25 protein-coding genes and 4 tRNA genes are annotated in these 23,718 nt (G+C 47.1%); 9 read left to right on the forward strand and 20 right to left on the reverse strand.

Features of this window, described 5'->3' with window-relative positions; all coding sequences use genetic code 11:
- From BS19_RS13370 to BS19_RS13390, 5 genes are all read right to left on the reverse strand, one after another.
- The coding region (locus BS19_RS13370) for a GTP-binding protein (RefSeq protein ID WP_038175879.1) at positions 1–496 on the reverse strand (496 nt) is incomplete at its 3' end.
- A gap of 136 nt (positions 497–632) precedes the next feature.
- Positions 633–708 (reverse strand) — tRNA-Thr (locus BS19_RS13375).
- Positions 709–721: 13 nt separating this feature from the next.
- Positions 722–796: transfer RNA gene (locus BS19_RS13380), tRNA-Gly, on the reverse strand.
- Positions 797–831: 35 nt separating this feature from the next.
- Positions 832–916, reverse strand: a tRNA-Tyr gene (locus tag BS19_RS13385).
- 34 nt (positions 917–950) lie between these two features.
- Positions 951–1,026, reverse strand: a tRNA-Thr gene (locus BS19_RS13390).
- Between the two features lie 205 nt (positions 1,027–1,231).
- Between BS19_RS13390 and coaA the strand changes: the two genes are divergently transcribed.
- Positions 1,232–2,155, forward strand: coding sequence for a type I pantothenate kinase (gene coaA / locus BS19_RS13395; RefSeq protein WP_038175880.1), 924 nt, complete (start codon positions 1,232–1,234; stop codon positions 2,153–2,155).
- A 131-nt stretch (positions 2,156–2,286) separates the two neighbouring features.
- Here coaA and BS19_RS13400 read toward each other — a convergent pair whose 3' ends face one another.
- Together BS19_RS13400 and BS19_RS13405 are read right to left on the reverse strand one after the other, a co-directional pair.
- Positions 2,287–2,712, reverse strand: coding sequence for a DUF805 domain-containing protein (locus BS19_RS13400; protein WP_038175881.1), 426 nt, complete (start codon positions 2,710–2,712; stop codon positions 2,287–2,289).
- A 38-nt stretch (positions 2,713–2,750) separates the two neighbouring features.
- On the reverse strand, positions 2,751–3,098 hold the full coding sequence (locus tag BS19_RS13405) for a 5-carboxymethyl-2-hydroxymuconate Delta-isomerase (RefSeq protein WP_038175883.1): 348 nt from the start codon (positions 3,096–3,098) through the stop codon (positions 2,751–2,753).
- Between the two features lie 271 nt (positions 3,099–3,369).
- On the opposite strand from BS19_RS13405, the gene tpiA reads away from it, so the two are divergent.
- A complete protein-coding gene (gene tpiA / locus BS19_RS13410) occupies positions 3,370–4,140 on the forward strand; it encodes a triose-phosphate isomerase (RefSeq protein ID WP_038175885.1) in 771 nt (256 codons plus the stop codon).
- 183 nt (positions 4,141–4,323) lie between these two features.
- Positions 4,324–5,664: an MATE family efflux transporter gene (locus tag BS19_RS13415; protein ID WP_157631176.1), complete on the forward strand. Its 1,341-nt coding sequence runs from the start codon at positions 4,324–4,326 to the stop codon at positions 5,662–5,664.
- A 46-nt stretch (positions 5,665–5,710) separates the two neighbouring features.
- On the opposite strand, the gene rraA is transcribed toward BS19_RS13415, so the two are convergent.
- The 3 genes from rraA to efp all read right to left on the reverse strand — a co-directional run bounded on the left by rraA (position 5,711) and on the right by efp (position 7,912).
- Entirely contained in the window at positions 5,711–6,235 is a 525-nt protein-coding gene (rraA, locus tag BS19_RS13420; protein WP_038175889.1) for a ribonuclease E activity regulator RraA, read from the reverse strand.
- Between the two features lie 76 nt (positions 6,236–6,311).
- Positions 6,312–7,229 (reverse strand): 1,4-dihydroxy-2-naphthoate polyprenyltransferase, encoded by a 918-nt coding sequence (locus BS19_RS13425; protein ID WP_038175891.1) that lies wholly within the window; start codon positions 7,227–7,229, stop codon positions 6,312–6,314.
- Between the two features lie 116 nt (positions 7,230–7,345).
- Complete coding sequence (efp, locus tag BS19_RS13430; RefSeq protein ID WP_038175892.1) at positions 7,346–7,912, reverse strand: elongation factor P; 567 nt, start codon at positions 7,910–7,912, stop codon at positions 7,346–7,348.
- 33 nt (positions 7,913–7,945) lie between these two features.
- Between efp and epmB the strand changes: the two genes are divergently transcribed.
- The 3 genes from epmB to BS19_RS13445 all read left to right on the forward strand — a co-directional run bounded on the left by epmB (position 7,946) and on the right by BS19_RS13445 (position 11,079).
- A complete protein-coding gene (epmB, locus tag BS19_RS13435) occupies positions 7,946–8,968 on the forward strand; it encodes an EF-P beta-lysylation protein EpmB (protein WP_038175893.1) in 1,023 nt (340 codons plus the stop codon).
- A 121-nt stretch (positions 8,969–9,089) separates the two neighbouring features.
- Positions 9,090–9,584 (forward strand): MgtC/SapB family protein, encoded by a 495-nt coding sequence (locus BS19_RS13440; RefSeq protein ID WP_038175894.1) that lies wholly within the window; start codon positions 9,090–9,092, stop codon positions 9,582–9,584.
- Positions 9,585–9,753: 169 nt separating this feature from the next.
- Positions 9,754–11,079 carry an anaerobic C4-dicarboxylate transporter gene (locus BS19_RS13445; protein WP_038175895.1) on the forward strand — a complete coding sequence of 442 codons (1,326 nt, stop codon included), beginning with the start codon at positions 9,754–9,756 and terminating at the stop codon, positions 11,077–11,079.
- Between the two features lie 75 nt (positions 11,080–11,154).
- Here the strand turns inward: BS19_RS13445 and pfkA are convergent, their stop codons facing one another.
- From pfkA to BS19_RS13460, 3 genes are all read right to left on the reverse strand, one after another.
- Entirely contained in the window at positions 11,155–12,117 is a 963-nt protein-coding gene (gene pfkA, locus BS19_RS13450) for a 6-phosphofructokinase (protein ID WP_038175897.1), read from the reverse strand.
- Positions 12,118–12,386: 269 nt separating this feature from the next.
- The gene (gene fieF / locus BS19_RS13455; RefSeq protein ID WP_038175899.1) at positions 12,387–13,295 is read right to left on the reverse strand and encodes a CDF family cation-efflux transporter FieF; all 909 of its coding nucleotides are present in this window, start codon (positions 13,293–13,295) and stop codon (positions 12,387–12,389) included.
- Between the two features lie 112 nt (positions 13,296–13,407).
- Positions 13,408–13,908 (reverse strand): CpxP family protein, encoded by a 501-nt coding sequence (locus BS19_RS13460; RefSeq protein ID WP_038175901.1) that lies wholly within the window; start codon positions 13,906–13,908, stop codon positions 13,408–13,410.
- 183 nt (positions 13,909–14,091) lie between these two features.
- Here BS19_RS13460 and BS19_RS13465 point away from each other — a divergent pair, with 183 nt between their 5' ends.
- The 3 genes from BS19_RS13465 to BS19_RS13475 all read left to right on the forward strand — a co-directional run bounded on the left by BS19_RS13465 (position 14,092) and on the right by BS19_RS13475 (position 16,738).
- The gene (locus BS19_RS13465; protein ID WP_038175902.1) at positions 14,092–14,787 is read left to right on the forward strand and encodes a response regulator; all 696 of its coding nucleotides are present in this window, start codon (positions 14,092–14,094) and stop codon (positions 14,785–14,787) included.
- Entirely contained in the window at positions 14,787–16,172 is a 1,386-nt protein-coding gene (cpxA, locus tag BS19_RS13470) for an envelope stress sensor histidine kinase CpxA (protein WP_038175903.1), read from the forward strand. The genes BS19_RS13465 and cpxA overlap by 1 nt, the downstream gene beginning before the upstream one ends.
- 89 nt (positions 16,173–16,261) lie before the next feature.
- The gene (locus BS19_RS13475; RefSeq protein ID WP_038175904.1) at positions 16,262–16,738 is read left to right on the forward strand and encodes a tRNA (cytidine(34)-2'-O)-methyltransferase; all 477 of its coding nucleotides are present in this window, start codon (positions 16,262–16,264) and stop codon (positions 16,736–16,738) included.
- Positions 16,739–16,856: 118 nt separating this feature from the next.
- Here BS19_RS13475 and trpS read toward each other — a convergent pair whose 3' ends face one another.
- The 7 genes from trpS to aroK form a co-directional block, all read right to left on the reverse strand.
- Positions 16,857–17,873 (reverse strand): tryptophan--tRNA ligase, encoded by a 1,017-nt coding sequence (gene trpS / locus BS19_RS13480; protein ID WP_038175905.1) that lies wholly within the window; start codon positions 17,871–17,873, stop codon positions 16,857–16,859.
- 112 nt (positions 17,874–17,985) lie between these two features.
- Positions 17,986–18,666, reverse strand: coding sequence for a phosphoglycolate phosphatase (locus tag BS19_RS13485; RefSeq protein ID WP_038175906.1), 681 nt, complete (start codon positions 18,664–18,666; stop codon positions 17,986–17,988).
- Positions 18,667–18,670: 4 nt separating this feature from the next.
- On the reverse strand, positions 18,671–19,342 hold the full coding sequence (rpe, locus tag BS19_RS13490) for a ribulose-phosphate 3-epimerase (protein ID WP_038175907.1): 672 nt from the start codon (positions 19,340–19,342) through the stop codon (positions 18,671–18,673).
- Between the two features lie 123 nt (positions 19,343–19,465).
- Positions 19,466–20,293 (reverse strand): Dam family site-specific DNA-(adenine-N6)-methyltransferase, encoded by an 828-nt coding sequence (locus BS19_RS13495; RefSeq protein ID WP_038175910.1) that lies wholly within the window; start codon positions 20,291–20,293, stop codon positions 19,466–19,468.
- A gap of 102 nt (positions 20,294–20,395) precedes the next feature.
- Positions 20,396–21,877: an SPOR domain-containing protein gene (locus tag BS19_RS13500; RefSeq protein ID WP_038175911.1), complete on the reverse strand. Its 1,482-nt coding sequence runs from the start codon at positions 21,875–21,877 to the stop codon at positions 20,396–20,398.
- Positions 21,878–21,963: 86 nt separating this feature from the next.
- Positions 21,964–23,052, reverse strand: a complete 1,089-nt coding sequence (gene aroB, locus BS19_RS13505; protein ID WP_038175912.1) for a 3-dehydroquinate synthase — start codon at positions 23,050–23,052, stop codon at positions 21,964–21,966.
- 25 nt (positions 23,053–23,077) lie between these two features.
- The gene (gene aroK, locus BS19_RS13510) at positions 23,078–23,596 is read right to left on the reverse strand and encodes a shikimate kinase AroK (RefSeq protein ID WP_038175914.1); all 519 of its coding nucleotides are present in this window, start codon (positions 23,594–23,596) and stop codon (positions 23,078–23,080) included.
- Between the last annotated feature and the right edge of the window lie 122 nt (positions 23,597–23,718).

The following is a 23,718-nucleotide window of genomic DNA, read 5'->3' on the forward strand; positions in this document are numbered from 1 at the left end:
CACCTGGGAAGTCGTACTCAGAAAGAAGTTCACGAACTTCCATTTCTACTAGTTCTAGTAGCTCTTCATCGTCAACCATGTCACATTTGTTCATGAATACGATGATGTAAGGAATACCAACCTGACGGCCTAGTAGGATGTGCTCACGTGTTTGTGGCATTGGACCATCTGTTGCAGCAACAACTAGGATACCACCGTCCATCTGTGCAGCACCTGTGATCATGTTTTTAACATAATCCGCGTGTCCTGGACAGTCTACGTGTGCGTAGTGACGTGCTGGAGTGTCGTACTCTACGTGAGAAGTAGCGATTGTGATACCGCGCTCACGCTCTTCTGGAGCGTTATCGATTGATGCGAAGTCTTTCGCAACACCGCCGTACACTTTTGCAAGTGTAGTACAGATAGCAGCAGTTAGAGTTGTTTTACCGTGGTCAACGTGGCCGATAGTACCAACGTTTACGTGCGGTTTCGTACGTTCAAATTTTTCTTTAGACATGAGTTGTCCCTCTAGGTACGGATTTAGGTGGCTTTGATGACCACGCAACCAAAAAGTATTGGTGATAAACTTAATCTTAAACACTAAACGTAGTTTAGTTAAAAGAAAGTATCAAAAGGAAAACGTTGCTTAGAGCTGGTGCTGATAGGCAGACTCGAACTGCCGACCTCATCCTTACCAAGGATGCGCTCTACCACCTGAGCTATATCAGCACTCAAAATAGAGTGGAGCGGGCAGCGGGAATCGAACCCGCATCATCAGCTTGGAAGGCTGAGGTAATAGCCATTATACGATGCCCGCAACACGTAACTCTGTGAGCTATTTCCTTAAGAATATGGTGGAGGGGGACGGATTCGAACCATCGAAGGCAGTGCCAGCAGATTTACAGTCTGATCCCTTTGGCCACTCGGGAACCCCTCCAAATTTTTACTCCATTTTTCTCATCTAGGAAAAATGGTGCCGACTACCGGAATCGAACTGGTGACCTACTGATTACAAGTCAGTTGCTCTACCTACTGAGCTAAGTCGGCATAAGTGGTGCGCATTCTATTGAATGATTTTCTGGCTTGCAATAGCTAAATTAAAAAAAAATCTCTTTTTCGCTTGTTTCGCGTTTTTTGTTGAAAATTCACCCAATTTGTCAGCAAAAAATCACTTATGTCGACAATGTCATTTGCAATCGTGGTCGGTTGTTGTATTTTCGCTGCTCGAACGCGTTTTCAAGTTAGGATGACTATGACCCCGTATCTCTCTTTTAATCGTCAACAGTGGGCTGAATTGCGCAATTCAGTGCCGATGACGTTATCCGAGGACGATCTCACTGAGCTTCAGGGGGTCAACGAAAGCCTGACCATGGATGAGGCGACCGAAATCTATCTGCCTCTAGCTCGATTGCTTAACCTGTATGTCACCGCAAGGCAGAGCCGTAATACGGTATTAAATAACTTCCTCAGCAACCAAGAGTCAGCACCACCGTTTATCATCGGTATCGCCGGCAGTGTTGCGGTGGGAAAAAGCACCACGGCACGTTTACTCCGAGCCCTTTTGGCCCGTTGGGATGATCATCCTAATGTCCAACTAGTCACTACCGACGGTTTTCTCTACCCGAAGAAAACGCTTGATGAACGCGGCATTATGCATCGTAAAGGCTTTCCTGAGTCTTACGATATCAAACGCTTGGTCAACTTTGTCTCAGATGTCAAAGCTGGCAAACCAAACTTGCAAGTTCCTGTCTACTCACACATTACCTATGACATTACCAATGAAGTCAAAGTGGTTGATAGGCCGGATGTTCTGATCATTGAAGGGCTGAACGTGCTGCAAAGCGGTATGGACTACCCTCACGATCCACATCGAGTCTTTGTTTCTGACTTTTTAGATTTTTCTTTATATGTCGATGCCGATAGTGATGTGATTGAGCAGTGGTACGTCGATCGGTTTTTAAAGTTTCGTCAAGGCGCGTTCACTAAGCCGGGCTCATACTTTAGTCACTACACCCAACTGTCAGAGCAGCAAGCCATCGACAAGGCACACGAGATTTGGCAATCGATCAATGGCGTCAACCTCGGCCATAACATTCTTCCGACCAAAGAACGGGCTCAGTTGATCCTAAAAAAAGCCCAAGACCACAAAGTCGAAGAGATTCTACTGCGTAAATAGCGATAAAAATTAAAGGGTTGGCACATAGTGGCAACCCTTCTCTGCTTTATGTACAGCAATAGCATTTCGGCTCTTTATATCACCAGCACCTGTCAGGGCGAAATCTGCCCTTAGAGCAAAGCGTTACCACGTTATTTGGGCTCTACTCCATAATCGTTATCACCGTCAGTGCCTTTTAATAAGCCACATTCAACCAAAATCCATAAACCACAAATGATAGCAGCAAATGAACTCATAGTTTGCAGTGTCGTCGGTGGTGCGGCTTGTGCGGCTTCCCCCACTGGCATGGCCATGCGGCCAATAACCAAGGGAATATTGAGTAATAACCACCAACTGGATTTGCCTCTGTCATGCCAACGTTTGGCGGTAATCGCCAAATCGGGAATTAACACTAGCAAAAGAAAAATCGGCAAAATCAGATGGGCAATCGAAGGGAAAATGGTGTTCACACCAAGGGCAAAGCCAACAATAATGACATAATAAGCAATATTCCAAGTCCAGTAGGTTTTACGCCCTATCCGACCTTGAAAGGAAAACAGCAATTCTTTTATCGACATCCTAAAAACCTTTACAATACAAAACGCTACAGCGAGCGCTAGTTAATCACTTTCTGAAAACTTTCTTTATCCATATCACGAATATTCACTGTCAAACTACGTACCTGACTGGCTTGCTGCTGTAGGACATCCATAAGCTGACGAGACAATTCTCGTTTTTGCTCAGCATTGCGACCATCTAACAACTCAAAGCTGATATGAATAAAGTCGACACTGTCGCCTTCGTCACCAATGAGCCAATTGTGGCAGCGCAATGCGCGTGATTTCACCGACCCGACATCAAACAGACCAGATTGCAAAGCCACTTGATGTAAGTCTGCTAACAACCCTTGCACATTGACACGTTGATCAACAGAGTTGGAGTATTCCATGACTAGATTGGGCATAGTATTCCTCAAATGTAAGAGAGTTTCACGGTACAAGACAATAACTCTTCACTATTAACAACTTTTATCACTAATGCCGAGGCACTTTGACCTAATCTGCATGATGGATCACTGATAGCGATCGGATTCAAACTATATATGCGCCGTGACTGCTCCAACCAATCGATGATATCCGGGTAAGACATGACGGTAATCATGATCTAAGCGATTTTATCTGTTATATTCTTACGAAGATTTTTTACATTAATTGATTAAATACGGAGATATTCCTATGCGTCGTCCTGTAGTGATGGGTAACTGGAAACTTAATGGCAGCAAAGCAATGGTTACTGAGCTGCTGACTGGTCTTAACGCTGAACTTGAAGGCGTAGAAGGTGTTGACGTAGCCGTAGCGCCACCAGCACTTTATATTGACCTTGCTGAGCGTCTAATCGCTGAAGGCGGTAACAAGCTAATCCTTGGTGCACAAAACACAGACCTAAACAACAGCGGTGCGTTCACTGGCGACATGTCTCCAGAAATGCTAAAAGATTTCGGTGCGACTCACATCATTATCGGTCACTCTGAGCGTCGTGAATACCACAACGAATCTGACGAGTTCATCGCGAAGAAATTCAACTTCCTGAAAGAAAACGGTTTAACGCCTGTTTTCTGTATCGGTGAGTCTGACGCGCAAAACGAAGCGGGCGAAACAGAAGCCGTTTGTGCTCGTCAAATTAACGCAGTGATCGACGCATACGGCGTTGAAGCGCTAAACGGTGCTATCATCGCTTATGAACCAATCTGGGCTATCGGTACTGGTAAAGCAGCGACTGCTGAAGATGCACAACGTATTCACGCTTCAATCCGCGCAATGATCGCAGCAAAAGATGCCGCAGTCGCTGAGCAAGTGATCATCCAGTACGGTGGTTCGGTTAAGCCAGAAAATGCACAAGCTTACTTCTCACAACCAGACATCGACGGTGCTCTAGTTGGCGGCGCAGCTCTAGACGCGAAGAGCTTCGCAGCAATTGCTAAAGCAGCGGCAGCAGCTAAAGCATAATTTTTCTTCTTATTTGATGCCGTAGAGTGGTTAACGGCTCTCAAGGGCTGTGCCCGATTGTCGCGTAGCGACGGCATCAATTAATTGAAAAACTTATATAAGGTCAGCTTCGGCTGGCCTTTTTTGTGTCTGAGACGGCAATACAGTATCCTAGCGCTTTCCGCCTTAACATTAGTCGCACTCATGCAGGATAAGCACGGCCTCTTAACAGGCTCCATTCCCCTCGTACTCCGTCAAATGACCGTACCGATGACCTTCGGTATGGTCGCGATCTTAATGTTTAACTTAGTCGATACCTTCTTCATCTCATTGCTGGGCACTGAGGCTCTGGCCGCCATCAGTTACACCTTTCCGGTCACCTTTGGCGTCAACTGCATTACGATGGGAATCGGCATGGGGCTATCGACCAACATTGGCCGTCTCCTCGGTCAAGGTCAGGACCAAGACGCGGCGCGTTTCTCATCGCACGGGTTGTTGCTCGCCGTAGTATTGGTGACAATTGCCTCATCTATCGGCATTGTCACGATTAAGCCGCTGTTTTTAGCTCTTGGTGCCGACGCTCAATTACTGCCTCTGATCGAACAATATATGCACATTTGGTATCTGACCATTCCGCTGTTAGTGATCCCTATGGCTGGCAATAGTGCGATTCGTGCGACTGGCGATACCAAAACACCCGCAAAAATCATGATGCTCGCCGGGCTGATTAACGGTGTACTCGATCCACTGCTTATCTTTGGTTATGGTCCGTTTCCTGAACTCGGCATCCAAGGCGCGGCGATTGCTAGTGCGTTTAGTTGGCTAGGCGCGCTGTGTGGTTCTCTATACGTGTTGGCAAAGCGCGAAAAACTGCTGGCATTACCTAAAACCACCCGTTTACTTGCTGATTGGCAACAAATATTAAAGATTGGCACCCCTGCCGCGCTTTCAAATGCACTAACACCACTATCAGGGGCGATCTTAATGATGATGCTGTCGGCACATGGCACCGCTGCGGTAGCGGCCTATGGTGCGGCGCAGCGTGTTGAGTCGCTGCTTATTTTGGTCTTGATGTCGTTAACATCCGCGCTCACGCCTTTTATTGCTCAGAACATGGGTGCCAATAGCCCAGCTCGTAGCTTCGCAGGTTTATTTCTTAGCATGCGTTTCTCGATGGTGTTTCAACTGGGCATTTTCGTCATGATGGTGCCACTGAGCGTTCCGCTCGCGGCGCTGTTCTCGCAAGAGCAAGCGGTCAGCGATCTACTCTGGCACTATCTATTAGTCGTGCCATTTAGTTACGGTTTTCAGGGGATTATGATGATGTTGGTGTCGGGTCTCAACGCACTCCATCAGCCTCTCAAGGCGTTTCAATGGAGCTTTATGCGACTATTTCTGTTTACCTTGCCGTGTGCATGGCTAGGAAGTCAGTGGTATGACATTGAAGGGCTGTTTATCGGCATTGCCATCGGCAATATTTTCGGAGGTGTGGCTGGTTATCTCTACGCGCTCAAACTTAGGCAACTTTACTTGCACCCTGAATAAACAAAAAACACCGACGCGAGTGTCGGTGCTTTTCTAACAACACTAATTAATCGACAACGACTAATTCATCTTGCGCTTCCAGTTCAAGATCAACATCCAGCGGCTCTTGGGAGAGAATGACGCCAGTATTATCGGCATACAAATAATCTTCTGGTAGGAAGGTCACCCCACCAAAGTTAACTGGAATATCAAATTCGCCAATACCTTGTGCGGTGGCACCGACAGGAATCGACGCGATCGCCTGAATACCGATGCTCATATCTTCTAACTCGTCGACTTCACGGACACAACCGTAGACGACAATACCTTCCCAGTCGTTCTCTTCGGCGAGCGAGGCAATTTCGGCATCGACCAGTGCACGGCGCAACGAGCCGCCGCCATCAATAAGTAATACGCGGCCTAAGCCATCTTGCTCAAGAAGTTGACGAATTAAGCCATTGTCTTCAAAACACTTCACTGTCGTGACTTGACCTGCGAACGATGCACATCCTCCAAAGTTGCTGAACATGGGTTCAACCACATCGACTTGCTCCATGTATATGTCGCATAAAGCAGAGGTATTGTATTCCATAGTATTGTTTCCCGTACCGGTCGTTATCTAGATCGAGTATATAGAGTGATTAAGTCATTGCAATGACATGCATCATTTAACTGACTAGAGTTTGAGCTATAACCACTCCAGCAAACAATAAGTTAGTCACCATCGAACATTTCACTACTACCGGCATCATCGGCGCAATTTGCGCGGGCTTTTCCGCCAACCATACGGCTCTGCCATGTTTATAAGTGACCAGCAAACTGAATAAAAAGGGCAAACTGACCCAAAGTGGGCTTGGCTGATTAATCAGGTAAATAGCAAAAGCCAATACCGCGCCTGATAACAACACAAAGTGGTACTGTTTAGCGCGCTTTTGACCCAAACGAACCGCGACGGTTTTTTTGCCGCACTGTTGGTCATTTTCAATGTCGCGCATATTGTTGATATTGAGTACCGCCACCGCCAATAAACCACAGCCGATCGCCGGCAGGATCAGTTGAAGGTCGACAATGCCGGTATGGAGAAAATAGGTGCCTGCCACGCCGAGCAAACCAAAAAAGATAAACACCGAGATGTCACCAAGGCCAACATACCCATAAGGTTTGTTACCTACGGTATAGGCAATCGCGGCAATAATGGCTAAAACCCCTAAACCGATAAACGCCAAAATGCTTTGCAGGCTTTCCAGGGCATAGATGACTAACGCTAAACCAGAGATAACGGTTAATACGACATTGATTGCCATGGCGTACTTCATGTCTTGTTGCGTCACTGCGCCTGACTGAATTGCACGCAATGGTCCCAAGCGCTGATCGTTATCAGTACCTTGCACCGCATCACCGTAATCGTTGGCAAGATTCGACAAGATCTGTAATAACGTCGCCGTCAAAAATGCCAGCAGTGACACCAGCAATGAAAAATGATGAGTGGAGTACGCTAACACGCTGCCAGTTAAAATAGAAACCAACGCCAAAGGCAAGGTTTTTGGTCGGGCGGCGTCAAGCCAAATTCTAAGAGACTGTTTCATAGCTACCAGTTTAGAGGCATAAGACTAAGAGTGAATTGTGGCACATCAAAGCTCAAGCTTAAAAACAAAAAAGGCCACCGAAGTGACCTTTTTATAAATCTTGGGCTAAGCGTCGATTACTTCACGCGGCCAACGTACTCACCAGAGCGAGTATCTACTTTGATCACTTCACCGATAGAGATGAAAAGTGGAACACGTACTACCGCACCCGTTGATAGTGTTGCAGGTTTACCACCAGTGCCTTGAGTATCGCCCTTAAGACCTGGATCAGTTTCCGTCACTTCAAGTTCAACGAAATTGGGTGGTGTGACTACAATTGGGTTGCCGTTCCACAGGGTTAGCATACAAGTATTGTTTTCTACCAACCATTTCGCGCTCTCGCCAACCGCTTTTGTATCCGCCGCAATTTGCTCGAATGTTTCATTGTTCATAAAGTGGTAGAATTCGCCGTCGTTATATAGATAATCTAGGTCGATATCCATTACGTCGGCAACTTCACAAGTTTCGCCAGACTTAAAGGTTTTCTCTAGCACTTTACCAGACAGAAGTTTACGAATTTTGACACGGTTGAACGCTTGGCCCTTACCTGGTTTTACGTATTCATTTTCTAGAATTACGCAAGGCTCGTTATCCAGCATTAGTTTCAAACCGCCTTTAAATTCATTGGTGCTAACAGTCGCCATTTTGTCCTCTTTAAAATCTTAGAGCTTAATTGAATGCCGCACATCATAACCCGAAAAGCCGAATCTGTTGAGCAAAACTGGCTCAAACAGCTAGCGAATGGGATCTCTGATCCTGAAGCGCTGCTCAAACAGCTTGAGATCGATCCCAGCCCATGGCGGGAAGGATTTCAAGCGCGCCAGCTTTTTGCCCTGCGAGTGCCACAAAATTTTGTCGATCGAATGGAGAAAGGCAATCCCTTTGATCCATTGTTACGTCAGGTACTACCGCTTAGTGAGGAGTTTGACGTTCATCCGGGCTACTCCAATGATCCGCTCGAGGAGCAAAACAACGCCATTCCAGGTTTACTGCATAAGTACCACAACCGCGCGTTAATGATAGTAAAAGGAGGCTGTGCGATTAATTGCCGTTATTGCTTCCGCCGTCACTTTCCGTATCAAGACAATAAAGGCTCTAAATCGGTCTGGTTACAAGCTCTCGATTACCTAGGCGCGCACCCAGAAATTGATGAAGTCATTCTTTCAGGCGGCGACCCACTGATGGCCAAAGATCAAGAGTTGGCTTGGCTCATCGCGCAAATTGCGGATATTAAGCATATTAAACGTCTGCGTATCCACTCGCGCTTACCTGTTGTTATCCCTGCTCGAATCACTCCTTCGCTCATCGATATGCTCAGTCACTCTCATCTAAAAGTGGTCTTAGTGACACACATCAACCACGCCAACGAGATCAATCAAGCGCTGCGAGATGGATTAAGTCAACTCAAGCACGTTGGTGTGACCCTACTCAATCAAGGCGTGATGCTAAAAGGGGTCAATGACAGTGTTGAGGCGCAACTGGCGCTCAGTCATGCCTTATTCGATGCTGATGTCATGCCCTACTACATGCATGTACTCGATAAAGTGCAAGGAGCGGCGCACTTCTTCATTTCTGACCAAGAGGCGAAAAACATCATGACCGGTGTACTTGAGCAAACCTCGGGCTACTTAGTGCCAAAACTCACCCGAGAAATTGGCGGTCGGGCCAGCAAAACACCGCTTGATCTCCATCTCGAATAGCGCCAACGCCGTCATCAAGTAGGCCCTTACCAACAGCGAGTAATATTTACCGTTAAGGTAAAAAAAATTTGTTCGCTCACAAAGGGCTTTGTATGCATACTCCGCGTTTTTGGAGGTCACTATGCAAGCAACTTGGACTCATTATCTTGATCTCGGCCCATTCAGTTGGCTGGCACTTTTTTGTTGTGCACTCAACGGTATTTTGATTGGTGTCGAGCGACAAACTCGTGGTAAACCTGTTGGGATCCGTACCTCGATCTTAATTATTTCTGGTACCTACTTATTCATGTCGATGGCGGTCTCTCTGTCACCTAACACCCTAGATCAAGCTCGAGTGCTCGGTCAGATCATTACTGGTGTCGGGTTTCTTGGCGCGGGTGTGATGATGACACTTGATGGAAAAATTCACGGTGTGACCTCGGCGGCAATTATCTGGATGTTAGCAGCTCTCGGTATGATGATTGGTCTGGGCTACATGCAACAATCCGTGATCATTACTCTATTGTCACTGAGCGTGCTATTGGGTGTCGATAAAGCAGAAAGTCGAATAAAAGCGCTACGTCGAGGTGTACATCAAAAATTCCAGAGCCGTAAAATATCTCGCCACCAGCCTTAAAACGAATAAAAAGTAAGGCGTATCAGTATTTTAGTGCCAACTTTTGATTCCCGACAAGGAATCGGCGGATAGTAAACTTTACGCCTCAATAAGTATATTACCTCACATTTCGCCCTACCCCTTTGGAGTAGCATTATTGCAAATTCAAATAATAGTGTAGGAAAGGATTATGTTTTATATTCATATGCTCCTGCTGTTGACGATTATCTTCATCGGTATTCGTCATGGCGGCATCGCATTTGGTTTGCTCGGCGGCCTAGGGGTTTCAATTCTCGCCTTTGTGTTTGGTGTTGCGCCTGGATCTCCACCAATCAGTGTTATGCTGATCATTCTCGCCGTTGTCGCGGCATCGGCAACATTAGAAGCCACTGGTGGTCTAAAACTATTGGTTCGCTTTGCCGAACGCTTGCTACGCAAACACCCAAACCAGATTGTTTTCTTAGGCCCGCTTTGTACCTATTCATTGACCGTGTTAGTCGGTACAGGTCACTCAGTCTATCCGCTCCTACCCGTGATTTACGATGTCGCCTACAAAAAAGGCATCCGTCCAGAGCGTCCAATGGCGATGGCGACTGTTGCCTCTCAAATGGGTATTACTGCTAGCCCAATCGCCGCGGCCGCAGCGGTAGTGATGGCAACAGCCGCGGATAATCAACTTGATATTAGTTTAGGCAATGTCCTATTGGTGACGATTCCAGCGACTTTAATTGGTGTTCTGGTCGGTTGTACTTGGAGCCTTAAACGCGGCAAAGATCTAGCGCAAGATAGTCAGTTTGCCGAGCGCTGCCAAGATCCAGAATTTAAAGCCCAGCTTATCGATAGCGATCAAGTCGAGGGACAAGAGAGTGAAGTGAGTAGCCAAGCGAAAAAAGGCTTAACCATCTTCCTCGCCGGTATTGTTACGGTTATTTTTGTCGCGATGTTTGGTAAAGATCTCTCACTGCTGCCACAGGGTGTCAAGATGTCGGTCGCGATTCAATTCTTGATGCTTTCCGTTGGTGCGTTGATTCTCCTCACCACTAAGGTTGAGCCAAAAAAAATCGTCCACAGTAATGTGTTTATTGCGGGTATGACCGCCGTTGTGATCATCTTTGGTATTGCCTGGATGAGTGACACGATTATTAGCTTCCACAAACCCTACTTGATTAGTTTGGTCAGTGATATTGTTGCAGCACATCCATGGACCTTTGCTATCGCAATGTTTGTCGTGTCGGTTTTTCTGAAGAGCCAAGCGGCCGTACTGACCATCATGTTGCCACTGGGTTTTACGATGGGCATTCCAGCGCCAGTACTGATCGGTGTACTACCAGCGTGTTACGCCTATTTCTTCTTCCCCTTCTACCCAAGTGACCTGGCGGCAATCACTTTTGACCGCTCTGGGACAACGCAGATTGGTAAGTATGTGCTTAACCACAGTTTCTTATTACCCGGCTTTATTGGCGTCGTTACCGCCACCATCATTGGCTACCTACTTTCAACCATGTTAGTCAACTAACAAGCTCGCCGTCAGCAACAAAAAAGCCAGTTGGTTCCCCAACTGGCTTTTTTAGATTCAAGCTTTAATGCTGAATTAGAATAGCTCTTCAGCTACCTTATATAGGTCTTCACGTACCGGACGCTTCATGTTCTCAATCGCATCGATGATATCGTGGTGAACAAGCTGCTCTTTCTGAATACCGACACAACGACCGCCATGACCTTCCATCAATAGATGAACAGCGTAGTTACCCATGCGAGACGCAAGTACACGGTCAAACGCAGTTGGACGACCACCACGTTGAATGTGGCCAAGAACCGTCGCGCGAGTTTCACGACCTGTTGCCGTTTCAATCTCTTTTGCCAGTTCGTTAGCATCCATCATCAGCTCAGTCAGGGCGATAATCGCGTGCTTTTTGCCTTTCGCAATACCGTCTTGGATGTTACCGATTAACTTCTCTTTATCGAGACCCGTTTCTGGTGTGATGATGTACTCACAACCACCCGCAATAGCAGACATCAGAGTCAGATCACCACAGTGACGGCCCATGATCTCAACAATAGAAATGCGTTGGTGAGAAGATGACGTATCACGCAGACGGTCAATCGCATCAATCACGGTATTCAATGCCGTCAGGTACCCGATCGTGTAATCGGTACCCGCTATATCATTATCGATAGTGCCTGGCAGACCAATACATGGGTAACCCATTTCTGTCAGCTTTTTTGCCCCCATGTAAGAGCCATCACCACCAATAACGACCAGTGCTTCAATGCCGTGCTTCTGGAGGTTATCAATCGCTTTTTGACGCACTTCCACTTCTTTAAATTCAGGAAAACGCGCTGAACCTAGGAAAGTACCGCCTTTGTTGATCACATCAGACACACTTGAACGGTCTAGCTTTTCGATACGGTTTTCGTATAAGCCCAAGTAACCATCAAATACACCGAAAACTTCTAATCCTTCAGAAAGTGCGGTACGAACTACGCCACGAACTGCTGCGTTCATGCCTGGAGCGTCACCACCACTTGTCAAAACACCGATCTTCTTAATCATGCTCACCCTCGATATTTGGGAATCTTATTTCAATTTTTACGTCGGTTGCTTTCATACAAGCCACCAACAAAATTCCTTTAATTGTGTAATATGTTACCTTTCCCCGAAAGGAATACTACTTTTATTTGTAGTAATTTATGTAACTTTTCTACTTATGTAAGAGTATTACAGCTTTGCTGATTTACTTAATTGATACATATCAGGAACAGCGTTAAAAGTGTTTACGCTGAAAAGATAGCCAATAAGTCACGATTTGTCGCGATTCTATATTACCAATCTTGCGCCTTTTGCTTTTTCTCTGCACCGAGAACCACTGAATACGGATCCTGATGAATGAGTACATCTGAATCGGGGAAGAGTTCAAGCAGTTTGTCTTCCACTTCATCAGATATTCGATGCGCCTCAAGCAATGGCATTTGATCTTCTAATTCTAAATGCAACTGAATAAAACGGGTTGGTCCCGATATGCGCGTTCTGAGTTGGTGTACCCCAAGAACCCCTTCGACTTGCAAGCTGGTTTCGCGGATAGCACGCAGTTCACTGTCAGGCAATTTACGATCCAATAAGGTTTGAGTTGCTTCTCGCACCATCTGAATAGCGCTGTAGAGGATAAAGATACCAATCCCCACCGCAAATAGTGCATCGGCTTGCGTCACCCCAAACCAACTTAGGCCGAGCGCCAACATAATGGCCGCATTCATATATAAGTCAGATTGGTAGTGCAGCGAGTCAGCGGCAATGGCCTGACTGCCAGTTTTCTTCACCACATGCTTTTGGAATGAGACCAAACCGAAGGTCACTACCATCGCAAATAGGCTAACATACACGCCGTATTCTGGCGATTGCAGCTCATGCGGTCTAAAGAATCGGTCGATACCATTAAGAATAAGAAACACCGCTGAACCCGAGATGAACATGGCTTGAGCTAAAGCAGCCAGCGACTCGGCCTTACCATGACCAAACGTATGTTCACGATCTGCCGGTTGTAATGAATAACGCACCACCACCACATTGACCAACGACGCGGCAATATCAAGCATTGAATCGATTAAAGAGGCCAACAAACTCACCGAACCTGTCGCCCACCAAGCCCCGACTTTGACCACCAACAAAAGCGTCGCGACGATCGTGGCGGTCCACGCTGCCATCGTGACTAAACGTGCATATTCTTGTTTCATAGCGCTTTGATTAGTAAACGAACATTGACTGAGTATAACCTGTCATTGAGCGAATAAAAATGGCGACCTCAAGGCCGCCATCAATGGTTTGTCTGCAACAGGGTAACAACGATTAACTATTCAAGCGTTGCTGCATTTTTTCACTGCACTGCGCTGAACGCTGTTGTTGCAGCTCAACGAATTGGGATTTTTGCTCTGGCGTTAAAATGCTCAGCATCTGATGTTGCTTCTCTAGCATCTTCACTTTACGTTCGGTCTGCTGCTCAACCATTTGCTTGGCGAGCTCATTGGCTGCGGCTTGATCAAAGTTGTCAGCCAAGATCAGTTGTTGCACTTGCGCTTGGTGAGCCTGTCTTTGTGCTTGGCGCGCCTCAGCGTTTTGTTTAAATTCAGCCTTCATCGCCTGCTTTCCTTCACTGCGCATCTGCTTAAGCTGGTCTTGCTGCGCATTGGTCAAATCGAGCTGACGCATGATGCCTCGATCAACACCTGAGCCGCATTGTTCAGGGCCACCTCGCTGATGATCTTTGCCACCAAAAGCCCATGCGCTTGCGGTGCCTAATGTTAATGGAACAACAACAGCGGCCAATACTAGTTTTTTTGTCATTTTCATCATCGTACCCTTTTCACTTATCAATCGACTTGCTGCCTTCACAGCGCTTAAGCTTAGAATACGATCTGCTGAGTAAAGTAACGTTTAGCGAGCGTAAAGAATCGTAAAGAGCGACATTAGGCCTAAATCAAACCGATAAATCGCAGTACTATGTAAACTGTCCAAACCACAGAGAATCTTGCTATGCCACACATCCTACTTATTGATGACGATACCGAGCTGACGGCACTACTCAAAGAAGTGCTCTCATTTGAAGGCTTTGACGTATCTGAAGCCAATAATGGCGAGCAAGGACTCGATCAGCTCAGTGCCGATATTGATTTGGTACTACTTGATGTCATGATGCCGAAACTCAATGGTATGGAAACCTTAAAACGATTACGCGAAACGTGGCAAACGCCGGTCTTAATGCTGACGGCAAAAGGGGAAGAGATCGACCGAGTCATTGGCCTTGAACTGGGGGCGGATGACTACCTACCGAAGCCCTTTAGCGATAGAGAACTGCTAGCACGCATTCGCGCAATCTTACGTCGCACTCAGTACAGTGCAGAAAACAAAGCCAACAAAGCGCCCGACTGCATTGAATATCAAGACATTCAAGTGTATCCCGGTAAACAAGAAGCCTACTGCCAAGGACAACTGATCGAGCTGACCACCACCGAATTTGCGTTGTTAAGCCACTTTATTCAACACCCTGGCCAAACGGTCACTAAGCAAACATTGAGTTTAGATGTATTGGGCAAGCGCCTAGCCGCGTTTGATCGCGCCATCGACATGCATGTTTCTAATTTACGCAAAAAGCTGCCAGAACGTGCAGATGGAAAATCGCGCATTAAAACCTTACGTGGACGTGGCTACCTATTGATCGAGGAGGATTGATGCGGCTACCTAAAATCACCAGTCTTTACGGGCGTATTTTTGCCATTTTCTGGCTGACGATGTTGTTGGTGTTGATTGCGGTACTCTCTTTGCCTCACCTAGACCCACGTAAAGCGCGCGACATTCCCGCCGATGACCTAGAGCGCTTAATCGAAGTCAAGACGAATACCGAACAGCGTTATGCTAATGAAACTAACCTCGGCCGAATTTTGTTTAAGCTTGAAGGTTCAAAGCGTGGTGGACGCGATGACAGGCCACGCTTTTTCGTCACCGATCTCGACGGCAATATTATGACCACTCAAGAGCGAAAAGATTTTCGCTATCGCGCCCTACAAAACTTTATTACCAGTATCGACCTAACTGGCACACCACAGCAAAAGCTCTATGGTCACTACATGATCGCCGGGCCGCTGCCCATTCAGCTCGCCCAACAAGATCTATTGCTTTATGTCGGAATGAAATGGAATCAACCTCCGCCGTTTTTACTGCGCATGTTTGATAAGCCTCTACAACTGTTGTTTGCCGTCATGCTGGTGAGCACACCTTTGCTATTGTGGCTTGCTTGGGCACTCAGTCAGCCAGCACGTAAGCTAGAGCGCGCCGCCAAACGCGTGGCGCAAGGTGAATTCGTTGTCGATCCTAGCCTTGAAAAAGGCACCAGTGAATTTCGCCAAGCGGGCGCCAGCTTCAACCAAATGGTCGAAGCGGTCAATCAAATGATCTCTGGCCAACAACGTCTGCTGTCTGACATCTCTCATGAGCTGCGATCTCCTTTGACTCGATTGCGGATGGCCAATGCGCTTGCGACCCGCAAACAAGGCCAAAGCCCCGAACTAAGCCGAATTGATACTGAAGCGCAGCGGCTAGAACAAATGATCAGCGAGTTACTGGAGCTGTCGCGGATGCAAGTCGATAGCCATTTAACCCGTGAACAGCAACCGATGACCAGCCTGTGGGAAGCTATTTTGTCAGATGCACAATTTGAAGCGCAGCAAATGAACAAAACATTCAGCTACAATGCCATTCCCGAAGAGATGATCTCGGGCAACCCTAAACTGTTGATGAGTGCGCTAGACAACGTAGTCCGTAATGCTATCTGCTATGGAAAAAGCCGGATTGACGTTGAGTTTACGGCTGCGGCGCAACAGCTCGTCATTAGTGTCGATGACGACGGTGAGGGCGTTCCTGAACAAGAACTGGAAGCCATCTTTCGCCCTTTTTATCGCGTTTCAACCGCGCGTGATCGTCATAGTGGTGGGACTGGCCTTGGCCTCGCCATTACCGAAAGTGCCATCAGGCAACACAGCGGCAGCATTGTCGCCAAGCACAGTGCGTTGGGTGGGTTGCGTATTGAGATTGGTCTACCGCTAAGCACTGTGAGTTAATGCCGCAGAAAAGTTCACTCGATACTTGGCGGCGATCCCTCGCCGCCTTATACTTTGCTTCCTTAACTCACGTCATAAAGAATCGCATCATGTTTGATATCGCTTTATATGAGCCAGAAATCGCCCCTAACACTGGTAACATCATTCGCCTGAGTGCCAACTGTGGTGCCAACCTTCACTTGATTGAACCATTAGGGTTTGATTTAGAAGAGAAAAAAGTGCGCCGTGCTGGCCTTGATTACCATGACCTTGCGCGCGTTACTCGCCATAAAGACTATCAAGCGTTTATTGATTACCTTGAGGCTGAACGCAAGCAATACCGCATTTTCGCCTGCACCACCAAAACGACAGGTCATCATGTCGATGCCGACTTCCAACCAGGCGATGTCCTGCTTTTCGGCCCAGAGACCCGCGGTCTTCCTGCCGAACTGATAGAGAGTATGCCGATGGCGCAACGTATCCGTATTCCAATGATGCCAGATGCGCGTAGCTTAAACTTGTCTAACGCCGTCGCGATTATTGCTTTTGAAGCCTGGCGCCAGATGGGCTTTGAAGGCGCGCAGTAGGGGGAAATATTAAAGGGTTGGCACTACATAGTGACAACCCTTTTCTTTTTATAACAAACAAGCCTGACAACAACTTTCGAGCGTTGCTCTGCTAGCCTTCGAAAGGCGGAGCCCCTCTCTATGGGCGAGCAACAAAGCCGACAGCTTGGTACGCTTGCTTCAATGTTTCAGCAGCGCGAGCCGATGCTTTCTCTGCACCTTGCTTCATCACCTGATCCATATAAGCGCGATCTGCGCGAATACGACGATATTCAGCTTGAATTGGCTCAAGCATCGCGACCAGCGCTTCACCAACATCTTTCTTGAATGGGCCGTACATTTCCACGCCTTGATATTGCGCTTCGATCTGTTCAAAGCTCAATCCGCTAGCGGCAGAGTAAAGACTCATTAGGTTCGAGATACCCGCTTTGTTGTCCCAATCCGCCGCAATACGTGGTGGCGTTTCGGTATCAGTTTGCGCCTTGTTGATCTTCTTCAAGATAGACTTAGGCTCTTCGAGTAAGGTGATGACATTCTTGCGGTTATCATCAGACTTCGACATCTTCTTAGTCGCATCCTGCAAGCTCATCACGCGGGCATTGACCGTTGGAATGTAAGGCTCTGGTACGGTAAAGATTGGGCTTTCAGGCGAATAGATGTTGTTAAAACGCGTCGCAATATCACGTGCTAACTCTAAGTGCTGCTTCTGGTCATTGCCAACGGGGACTTGGTGGGCACCGTAAAGCAGAATATCTGCCGCCATTAATACCGGGTAGCCAAATAGGCCAGCATTAACGTCATTGGCATAACGAGCAGATTTGTCTTTAAACTGAGTCATACGGCTCAGCTCACCCATTTGGGTATAACAGTTAAGAAGCCAACCAAGTTGAGCATGCTCAGGGACGTGTGACTGAACAAATAGCGTGCTCTTTTTCGGGTCAACACCAACAGCGAGGCAGATTGCGAGTGCGTCTAGCGTCGCTTCATGCAAAGACTTAGGATCTTGACGAACCGTAATCGCATGAAGGTCAACAACGCAATACTGGCAATCATAATCGTCTTGCATCTGTTGCCATTGACGTAGAGCACCCAAGTAGTTACCGATACTTAGTTCACCTGACGGTTGAACACCACTCAATACAATGGGTTTGCTCATTAGAATGATTCCTTTGACTTCTTAAGATAAATAATGAAAAACCGTGCAGCGACGTGTGCACGGTTTTCCAGTGTACTCATTAACGAGTATTTTGGAAGACCTTTTGTCGCGCTTATGCGTAAACCGCTACCGCTTCAACAAGATCTGCGATGCTGTCGGCGACAAAGTCTGGCTTGGCGTTTGCGATTGGCTCACCATGGTTGTAACCATAAGTTAAACCAAACGAGTGACAACCCGCATTTTTTGCCGCTTTAATATCGTTGCTCGAATCACCCACCATCAGCATTTCACTTGGCTGGCAGTTGTGTTTCTCGAGCAACCAGTTTAGCGCCATTGGGTTGGGTTTCTTTTCCGGGAAGGTATCGCCACCGATCACATCGACAAAATATTTGTCGATGTCGTGTTTGGCTAATACGTCTGGAACAAACTTAGACGGCTTGTTGGTCACTAAGGCCATGGTAAAACCAGCCTGGTCAAGTGCGGCTAATGTCTCTTTAACATGTGGATAAAGGTGGCTAAGTTTATGACCACTCTTATCGTAGTAATCATCAAACAGCTCTCGCGCTTTAACCAGTAGCTCAGGTGCTAGACTTGGGTCTACCGTTAAGCTTCGACTTAGCGAGCGGCCAATCAATACATCGGCACCATTACCCACGTAATCACGCACTTGTGTTTCAGTTACTGCAGGGAAGCCAAGCGCTTGCACAGCTTGATCAGCAGCAACCGCCAAATCAGGTACGCTATCAAGCAGCGTACCGTCTAAATCGAAAGCGATCAGTTTAATATTGCTCATTAAATTACTTTACCTGCGCTAATTGTTCGCGCATTTGATCAATGACTTGTTGATAATCAGGTTGATTAAAAATCGCCGAACCGGCAACGAACATATCCGCTCCTGCTTCAGCAATCTCTTTAATGTTGTCCACTTTAACCCCACCATCGATTTCCAAACGAATATCGCGGCCCGACTCATCAATCATTTTACGTACTGCACGCAGCTTATCTAACGTTTTCGGAATAAATGACTGGCCACCAAAGCCTGGGTTAACCGACATCAGTAGAATCATATCCACTTTATCCATGATGAACTCGAGATGCGACAGCGGAGTCGCAGGGTTTAACACCACACCCGCTTTACAGCCGTTCTCTTTGATCAGTTGCAAGGTACGGTCAACGTGTTCAGACGCTTCGATATGGAAAGTGATCATCGATGCACCAGCTTTGGCAAAATCAGGCACAAGACGGTCAACCGGTTTCACCATCAGGTGTACATCGATAGGTGCGGTAATGCCGTAATCGCGCAAGGCTTGACAGATTGGCGCGCCGAAAGTCAGGTTGGGTACGTAGTGGTTGTCCATTACGTCAAAGTGAACCACATCCGCCCCTGCTGCGAGAACTTTTTCAACATCCTCGCCAAGGCGAGCCATATCAGCAGACAGAATCGATGGAGCGATAAGGAAATCTTTCATACCTGACCTCTAGTATTAATTGGCATCATTGCACACAAAAGAGAAACTCCGCGAACAGAGTATTTTGCGCGCAATTCTACCTAAGCTAGCGGTAAGAATATAGCCAAGCGTGAGGAAATGTGATTATTTGCTGTCCGAGGGCTTAAACAACGCCAACAACTCATCGACTTTATTGCGTCCAGCGCCGTTACGACTGATGGTTCGCTTAACCTTCACCACATTCAGGCTCGCACCATGATAAAGGCGACGAGTTAACGTCGTATCATGATTTGAAATCAACACCGGAATACCTCGTTGCTGCGCCGCTTTTTCTGCGACATCTGCCAGCGCGGCCTGATCATCGAGGCTAAAACCATTGCCCGCATACGACGTGAAGTTTGCGGTGGTTGAAAGCGGTGCATAAGGAGGATCGCAATACACCACACAGCCTTTGCGCGCTCGCTTGAACGTCTCGTGGTAACCCTCACAAACAAACGTCGCTTTCTTGGCTTTTTCTGCAAAGAACTCAAGTTCAGCTTCGGGGAAATACGGCTTCTTATATGATCCAAACGGGACGTTAAAACCGCCTTTTTTGTTGTAACGACACAAGCCATTAAAACCAAAGCGATTCATATACAGAAATGCCAATGAACGGTACAACACGTCATCGGTGGAATTGAACTGCGCACGAACATCCAGATAAGCTTCTTTGCGGTTGTTCTCGGCACAGAACCAACGTTTGGATTCTGAGATGTATGTCTGCGGATCTTGCTTGAGCAAGTTGTAGAGATTGATTAAATCTGGGTTGATATCAGCCAGCAAGTAGTGTTCGTAGTCAGTATTAAGAAACACAGAACCTGCGCCTACGAACGGTTCCACCAGCTTACGTGCTTCAGGCAAGTGACGCTGAATATCTTCAACAAGTCCGTATTTTCCACCCGCCCACTTCAGGAAGGCCCGCTGCTTCTTCATCGACTGCTCTATTTTTCAACCACAAATTAAGGCTGCGGAATGTAACATATTTTACAACTAAACTCAGGCAATTTTGCCGCTTAATCAGCGGATTTCGCCAACTTATTCGACTCGGTCGATTTCACGTTGAACCTGACTGAGTGATTTTGCCCAAGGCTCAAGCTGTCGCAACTCACTCGACAAACCTTGTACCGCATCGCGCGCCACTTGAATGGTCGGATAATTATCATAAGTGATGATATACCAGTCAATATTATTGCGTACGGTTGGGTAGATAAACACTTGATTGGTGAGCTGGTACTGGTCGATGAAGGATTGCACTTCTTCAAGCGACTGGACGGCAGCCAACTGCAAGGTATAACTGCGCGGCGAGAAGCTCTTTAGTTCATCTTTGGTAAACGAAAACTTGATGACGGTTTCACTTGCTGGCGTTGTCTGCTGCGTAACAGGTTCAGCCTGTGGCACAGCGGTTTGTGGCGTTTGCGACTGCTCAACCACTTGATCAATGCCACGAGTATCGGCTTGTTGCGCTTTCCCCTCAAGTAAGGCATCGACGACATCAGACGTAATCACGACTCGCTGCTGATCGTTGTCAGCACTACCCACACTGTCAACCTGTTCGGTGACATCCGGTGGAAGCGCCAGCGAATCATCGTCAGCACCGGCTAACATCGGATCAATCACGGGCTCAGGTTGGATAGTCGCTGTTGGTTGATTGTCTTGTGAGCTCAGTTCCGGCAAGGTAGGAATCACCGTTTGTTCGATGTTTTGCGTCATTTGTTGCGCTTTCTCATCCGGTGATGGTTGTGACATCATCCACCAATAACCACCGCCAATCGCGAGTAGCAACACAACAACTAACAGTGCAATATTGACGGGAGAGCCGACAATCGAGCGGATAATAATCCTTTTTTCCACTTTTTGATCCCCTAAAGCCATGATGTCGCCCGGATGGCGGGCAACGCTACGGTATGCATTACGCACCCGTTTCTCCATGTCATCTTCGACAAAACGAATCACCAAATGTTCAAAAAACCGATCCGCTTCTTGTTGGCTAAGTGGTTCAATTTCAAGATCGATGGGTTTGTGTTCTTGACCATAACTTAAGCGAGTTAACAGTGCTTCCAAACTATTGGATTGAGCGAACAACAACACATTAACCGTCCAGCGTGGGTTGAGCTGCGCTTCTAACACTAGCATCCACAGTTCAGAGATAAACGACTCTGTCAGCAAATGCGCATCATCAATCGTAATCAACACATCACAACTTTCCCCCTCCATGACGCGGGAAAAAGAGTCGACTAATGAGTCTGCTGGGTTAAATAATGGTTCTGAAATCAACTGCGAGAGAAGAGTCACACGACGTTGCGTTTCGTCTTGATTGGGATAACACATCAACAAAGCTTGGTTCTTGTCTTGCGCCCACGCTTCTAAATAGTGTTGCGCTAGCCAGGTTTTCCCTGCACCAGCAGCGCCACCAATCGTGACAAGATTTGAACCAAAATTGGTCAGCAGTCGCAACCGTTCCAGCAGCTCTACCTGAGATTCCAATTCCAATACGCGAGGGTCATGCGCCGAGCTCATTGAGTTATCCTAATGACAATGCGGTAATACCAAACAAAACCCGGCATCAAAAAACGTCGGCCGTTTGGTACTACAGACAACAAGAATTACAGGGTACGGCCAAAGTCGATAGCTTGCTCTATAACCGACTCTGATACCCCTTTTACCACCTCTGCACTGCCAATACCGGTAGGCAATACCAGTCGTAGCTCACCTGATAACACTTTCTTATCGCGCATCATATGCTTGATGAAGTCAGCAAACGACATCTGCTCAGGTGTATGGACAGGCAACTGTGCTCTTTTCAGTATAGAGACAATTCGTTCAACTTGCTGCTCAGTGATAAGCCCTTGAAGCTGCGCAGTTTTTGCTGCCATCACCGTGCCAGAAGCCACCGCCTCACCATGCAGCCAATTACCATAACCTAACTCAGCTTCAATCGCATGACCAAATGTATGACCTAGGTTCAGCAATGCACGAATACCCGACTCTTTTTCGTCTTGTGCCACCACTTCGGCCTTAATTTGACAACAGCGTGCGATAGCATAAGTCAGCGCCTGCTCATCCAATTGATAGAGCTTGTCGAGATTCTCTTCCAACCAAACAAAAAACGCACTGTCATAAATAATGCCGTATTTGATCACCTCGGCGATACCAGACGCAAACTCACGCTTTGGTAAGGTTTTAAGGCAATCGGTATCAATCACCACCGCTTGCGGTTGATAAAACGCACCGATCATGTTTTTACCCAGCTTATGATTAACCGCCGTTTTGCCACCGACCGATGAATCAACCTGCGACAGTAAAGTCGTCGGGATCTGAATAAAGTCGACACCGCGCTGATAACAGGCCGCAGAGAAGCCAACCAAGTCACCAATCACACCACCACCGAGCGCAATCACAACCACATCACGGGCATAATTACCTTCCAACAGGTAACTCATTACCATATTGAATGTCTCTAGGGTTTTGTATTGCTCACCATCGGGCAGTTCGAGTACAGAAGCTTGGCAGCCTAATTGCTCTAGAAGGGCAAGGATTTTGTCAGCATACAGCGGAGCAACCGTGACATTAGAAATCACGACCACTTTCTGTTTTGCTGCAAGGAAAGAAAGGTGGGCCGGATCATTAAATAATCCGGCACCAATTGAGATTGGATAGCTACGCTCATCTAAGCTGACCGTAATCCGTTCCATGGGTATTCTCCAGTTGCTAAAAGTCTTAACGTTCTTCTAGCATTTTTACGATCTGGTTGGCTACCACTTTTGCACTTTGATCGTCTGTACGTACGGTGTAATCCGCGATTTCTTCGTAAAGAGGATTACGCTCTTTAGCCAGAGACTCTAACACTTCACGTGGTTTGTCTGTTTGTAGCAGTGGACGCTTCTTATCGCGATTGGTACGAGCAAGTTGTTTTTCAATCGTTGTTTCTAAGTAGACAACGATGCCGCGTGCAGATAGACGATTGCGGTTTTCTTTGCTCATGATCGAACCCCCACCCGTTGCAAGGACAATGCCTTGTTCTTCGGTTAGGTCGTTAATCACTTTTTCCTCGCGATCACGGAAGCCTTCTTCACCCTCGACGTCAAATACCCAAGCGATATCTGCGCCAGTGCGCTCTTCAATTACGGTATCAGAATCAACAAACTCCATATGAAGCTGTTGAGCCAAGTGTCTACCGATTGTGCTTTTGCCGGCACCCATAGGGCCAACAAGGAAAATATTGCGTTTCTCAGCCATGTTTAGCAGTAATTTACAACGTTAATTCAATGACATCGCCACAAGAAAAGCCAATATAACATTAGCAATGTAGATGCTTGTGGCACCGATTCCTCACAGATAATTCGTGATAAGACCCGAAA

This window comes from Vibrio pacinii DSM 19139 (assembly GCF_000711795.1).
GTDB classification, from domain to species: Bacteria; Pseudomonadota; Gammaproteobacteria; order Enterobacterales; family Vibrionaceae; genus Vibrio; species Vibrio pacinii.

Bases quoted from the DNA above. Each gene is read 5' to 3' on its own strand.
- BS19_RS13500 (WP_038175911.1), bottom strand. From the start codon at position 21,877: ATGAGCTCGGCGCATGACCCTCGCGTATTGGAATTGGAATCTCAGGTA.
- cpxA (WP_038175903.1), top strand. From the start codon at position 14,787: ATGCGGCTACCTAAAATCACCAGTCTTTACGGGCGTATTTTTGCCATT.
- BS19_RS13445 (WP_038175895.1), top strand. From the start codon at position 9,754: ATGTTTTATATTCATATGCTCCTGCTGTTGACGATTATCTTCATCGGT.
- BS19_RS13465 (WP_038175902.1), top strand. From the start codon at position 14,092: ATGCCACACATCCTACTTATTGATGACGATACCGAGCTGACGGCACTA.
- BS19_RS13460 (WP_038175901.1), bottom strand. From the start codon at position 13,908: ATGAAAATGACAAAAAAACTAGTATTGGCCGCTGTTGTTGTTCCATTA.
- BS19_RS13405 (WP_038175883.1), bottom strand. From the start codon at position 3,098: ATGCCCAATCTAGTCATGGAATACTCCAACTCTGTTGATCAACGTGTC.
- epmB (WP_038175893.1), top strand. From the start codon at position 7,946: ATGCCGCACATCATAACCCGAAAAGCCGAATCTGTTGAGCAAAACTGG.
- BS19_RS13415 (WP_157631176.1), top strand. From the start codon at position 4,324: ATGCAGGATAAGCACGGCCTCTTAACAGGCTCCATTCCCCTCGTACTC.
- BS19_RS13440 (WP_038175894.1), top strand. From the start codon at position 9,090: ATGCAAGCAACTTGGACTCATTATCTTGATCTCGGCCCATTCAGTTGG.
- efp (WP_038175892.1), bottom strand. From the start codon at position 7,912: ATGGCGACTGTTAGCACCAATGAATTTAAAGGCGGTTTGAAACTAATG.
- fieF (WP_038175899.1), bottom strand. From the start codon at position 13,295: ATGAAACAAGAATATGCACGTTTAGTCACGATGGCAGCGTGGACCGCC.
- trpS (WP_038175905.1), bottom strand. From the start codon at position 17,873: ATGAGCAAACCCATTGTATTGAGTGGTGTTCAACCGTCAGGTGAACTA.
- aroB (WP_038175912.1), bottom strand. From the start codon at position 23,052: ATGGAACGGATTACGGTCAGCTTAGATGAGCGTAGCTATCCAATCTCA.
- tpiA (WP_038175885.1), top strand. From the start codon at position 3,370: ATGCGTCGTCCTGTAGTGATGGGTAACTGGAAACTTAATGGCAGCAAA.
- rraA (WP_038175889.1), bottom strand. From the start codon at position 6,235: ATGGAATACAATACCTCTGCTTTATGCGACATATACATGGAGCAAGTC.
- BS19_RS13495 (WP_038175910.1), bottom strand. From the start codon at position 20,293: ATGAAGAAGCAGCGGGCCTTCCTGAAGTGGGCGGGTGGAAAATACGGA.
- pfkA (WP_038175897.1), bottom strand. From the start codon at position 12,117: ATGATTAAGAAGATCGGTGTTTTGACAAGTGGTGGTGACGCTCCAGGC.
- BS19_RS13400 (WP_038175881.1), bottom strand. From the start codon at position 2,712: ATGTCGATAAAAGAATTGCTGTTTTCCTTTCAAGGTCGGATAGGGCGT.
- BS19_RS13485 (WP_038175906.1), bottom strand. From the start codon at position 18,666: ATGAGCAATATTAAACTGATCGCTTTCGATTTAGACGGTACGCTGCTT.
- coaA (WP_038175880.1), top strand. From the start codon at position 1,232: ATGACCCCGTATCTCTCTTTTAATCGTCAACAGTGGGCTGAATTGCGC.
- BS19_RS13425 (WP_038175891.1), bottom strand. From the start codon at position 7,229: ATGAAACAGTCTCTTAGAATTTGGCTTGACGCCGCCCGACCAAAAACC.
- BS19_RS13475 (WP_038175904.1), top strand. From the start codon at position 16,262: ATGTTTGATATCGCTTTATATGAGCCAGAAATCGCCCCTAACACTGGT.
- rpe (WP_038175907.1), bottom strand. From the start codon at position 19,342: ATGAAAGATTTCCTTATCGCTCCATCGATTCTGTCTGCTGATATGGCT.
- aroK (WP_038175914.1), bottom strand. From the start codon at position 23,596: ATGGCTGAGAAACGCAATATTTTCCTTGTTGGCCCTATGGGTGCCGGC.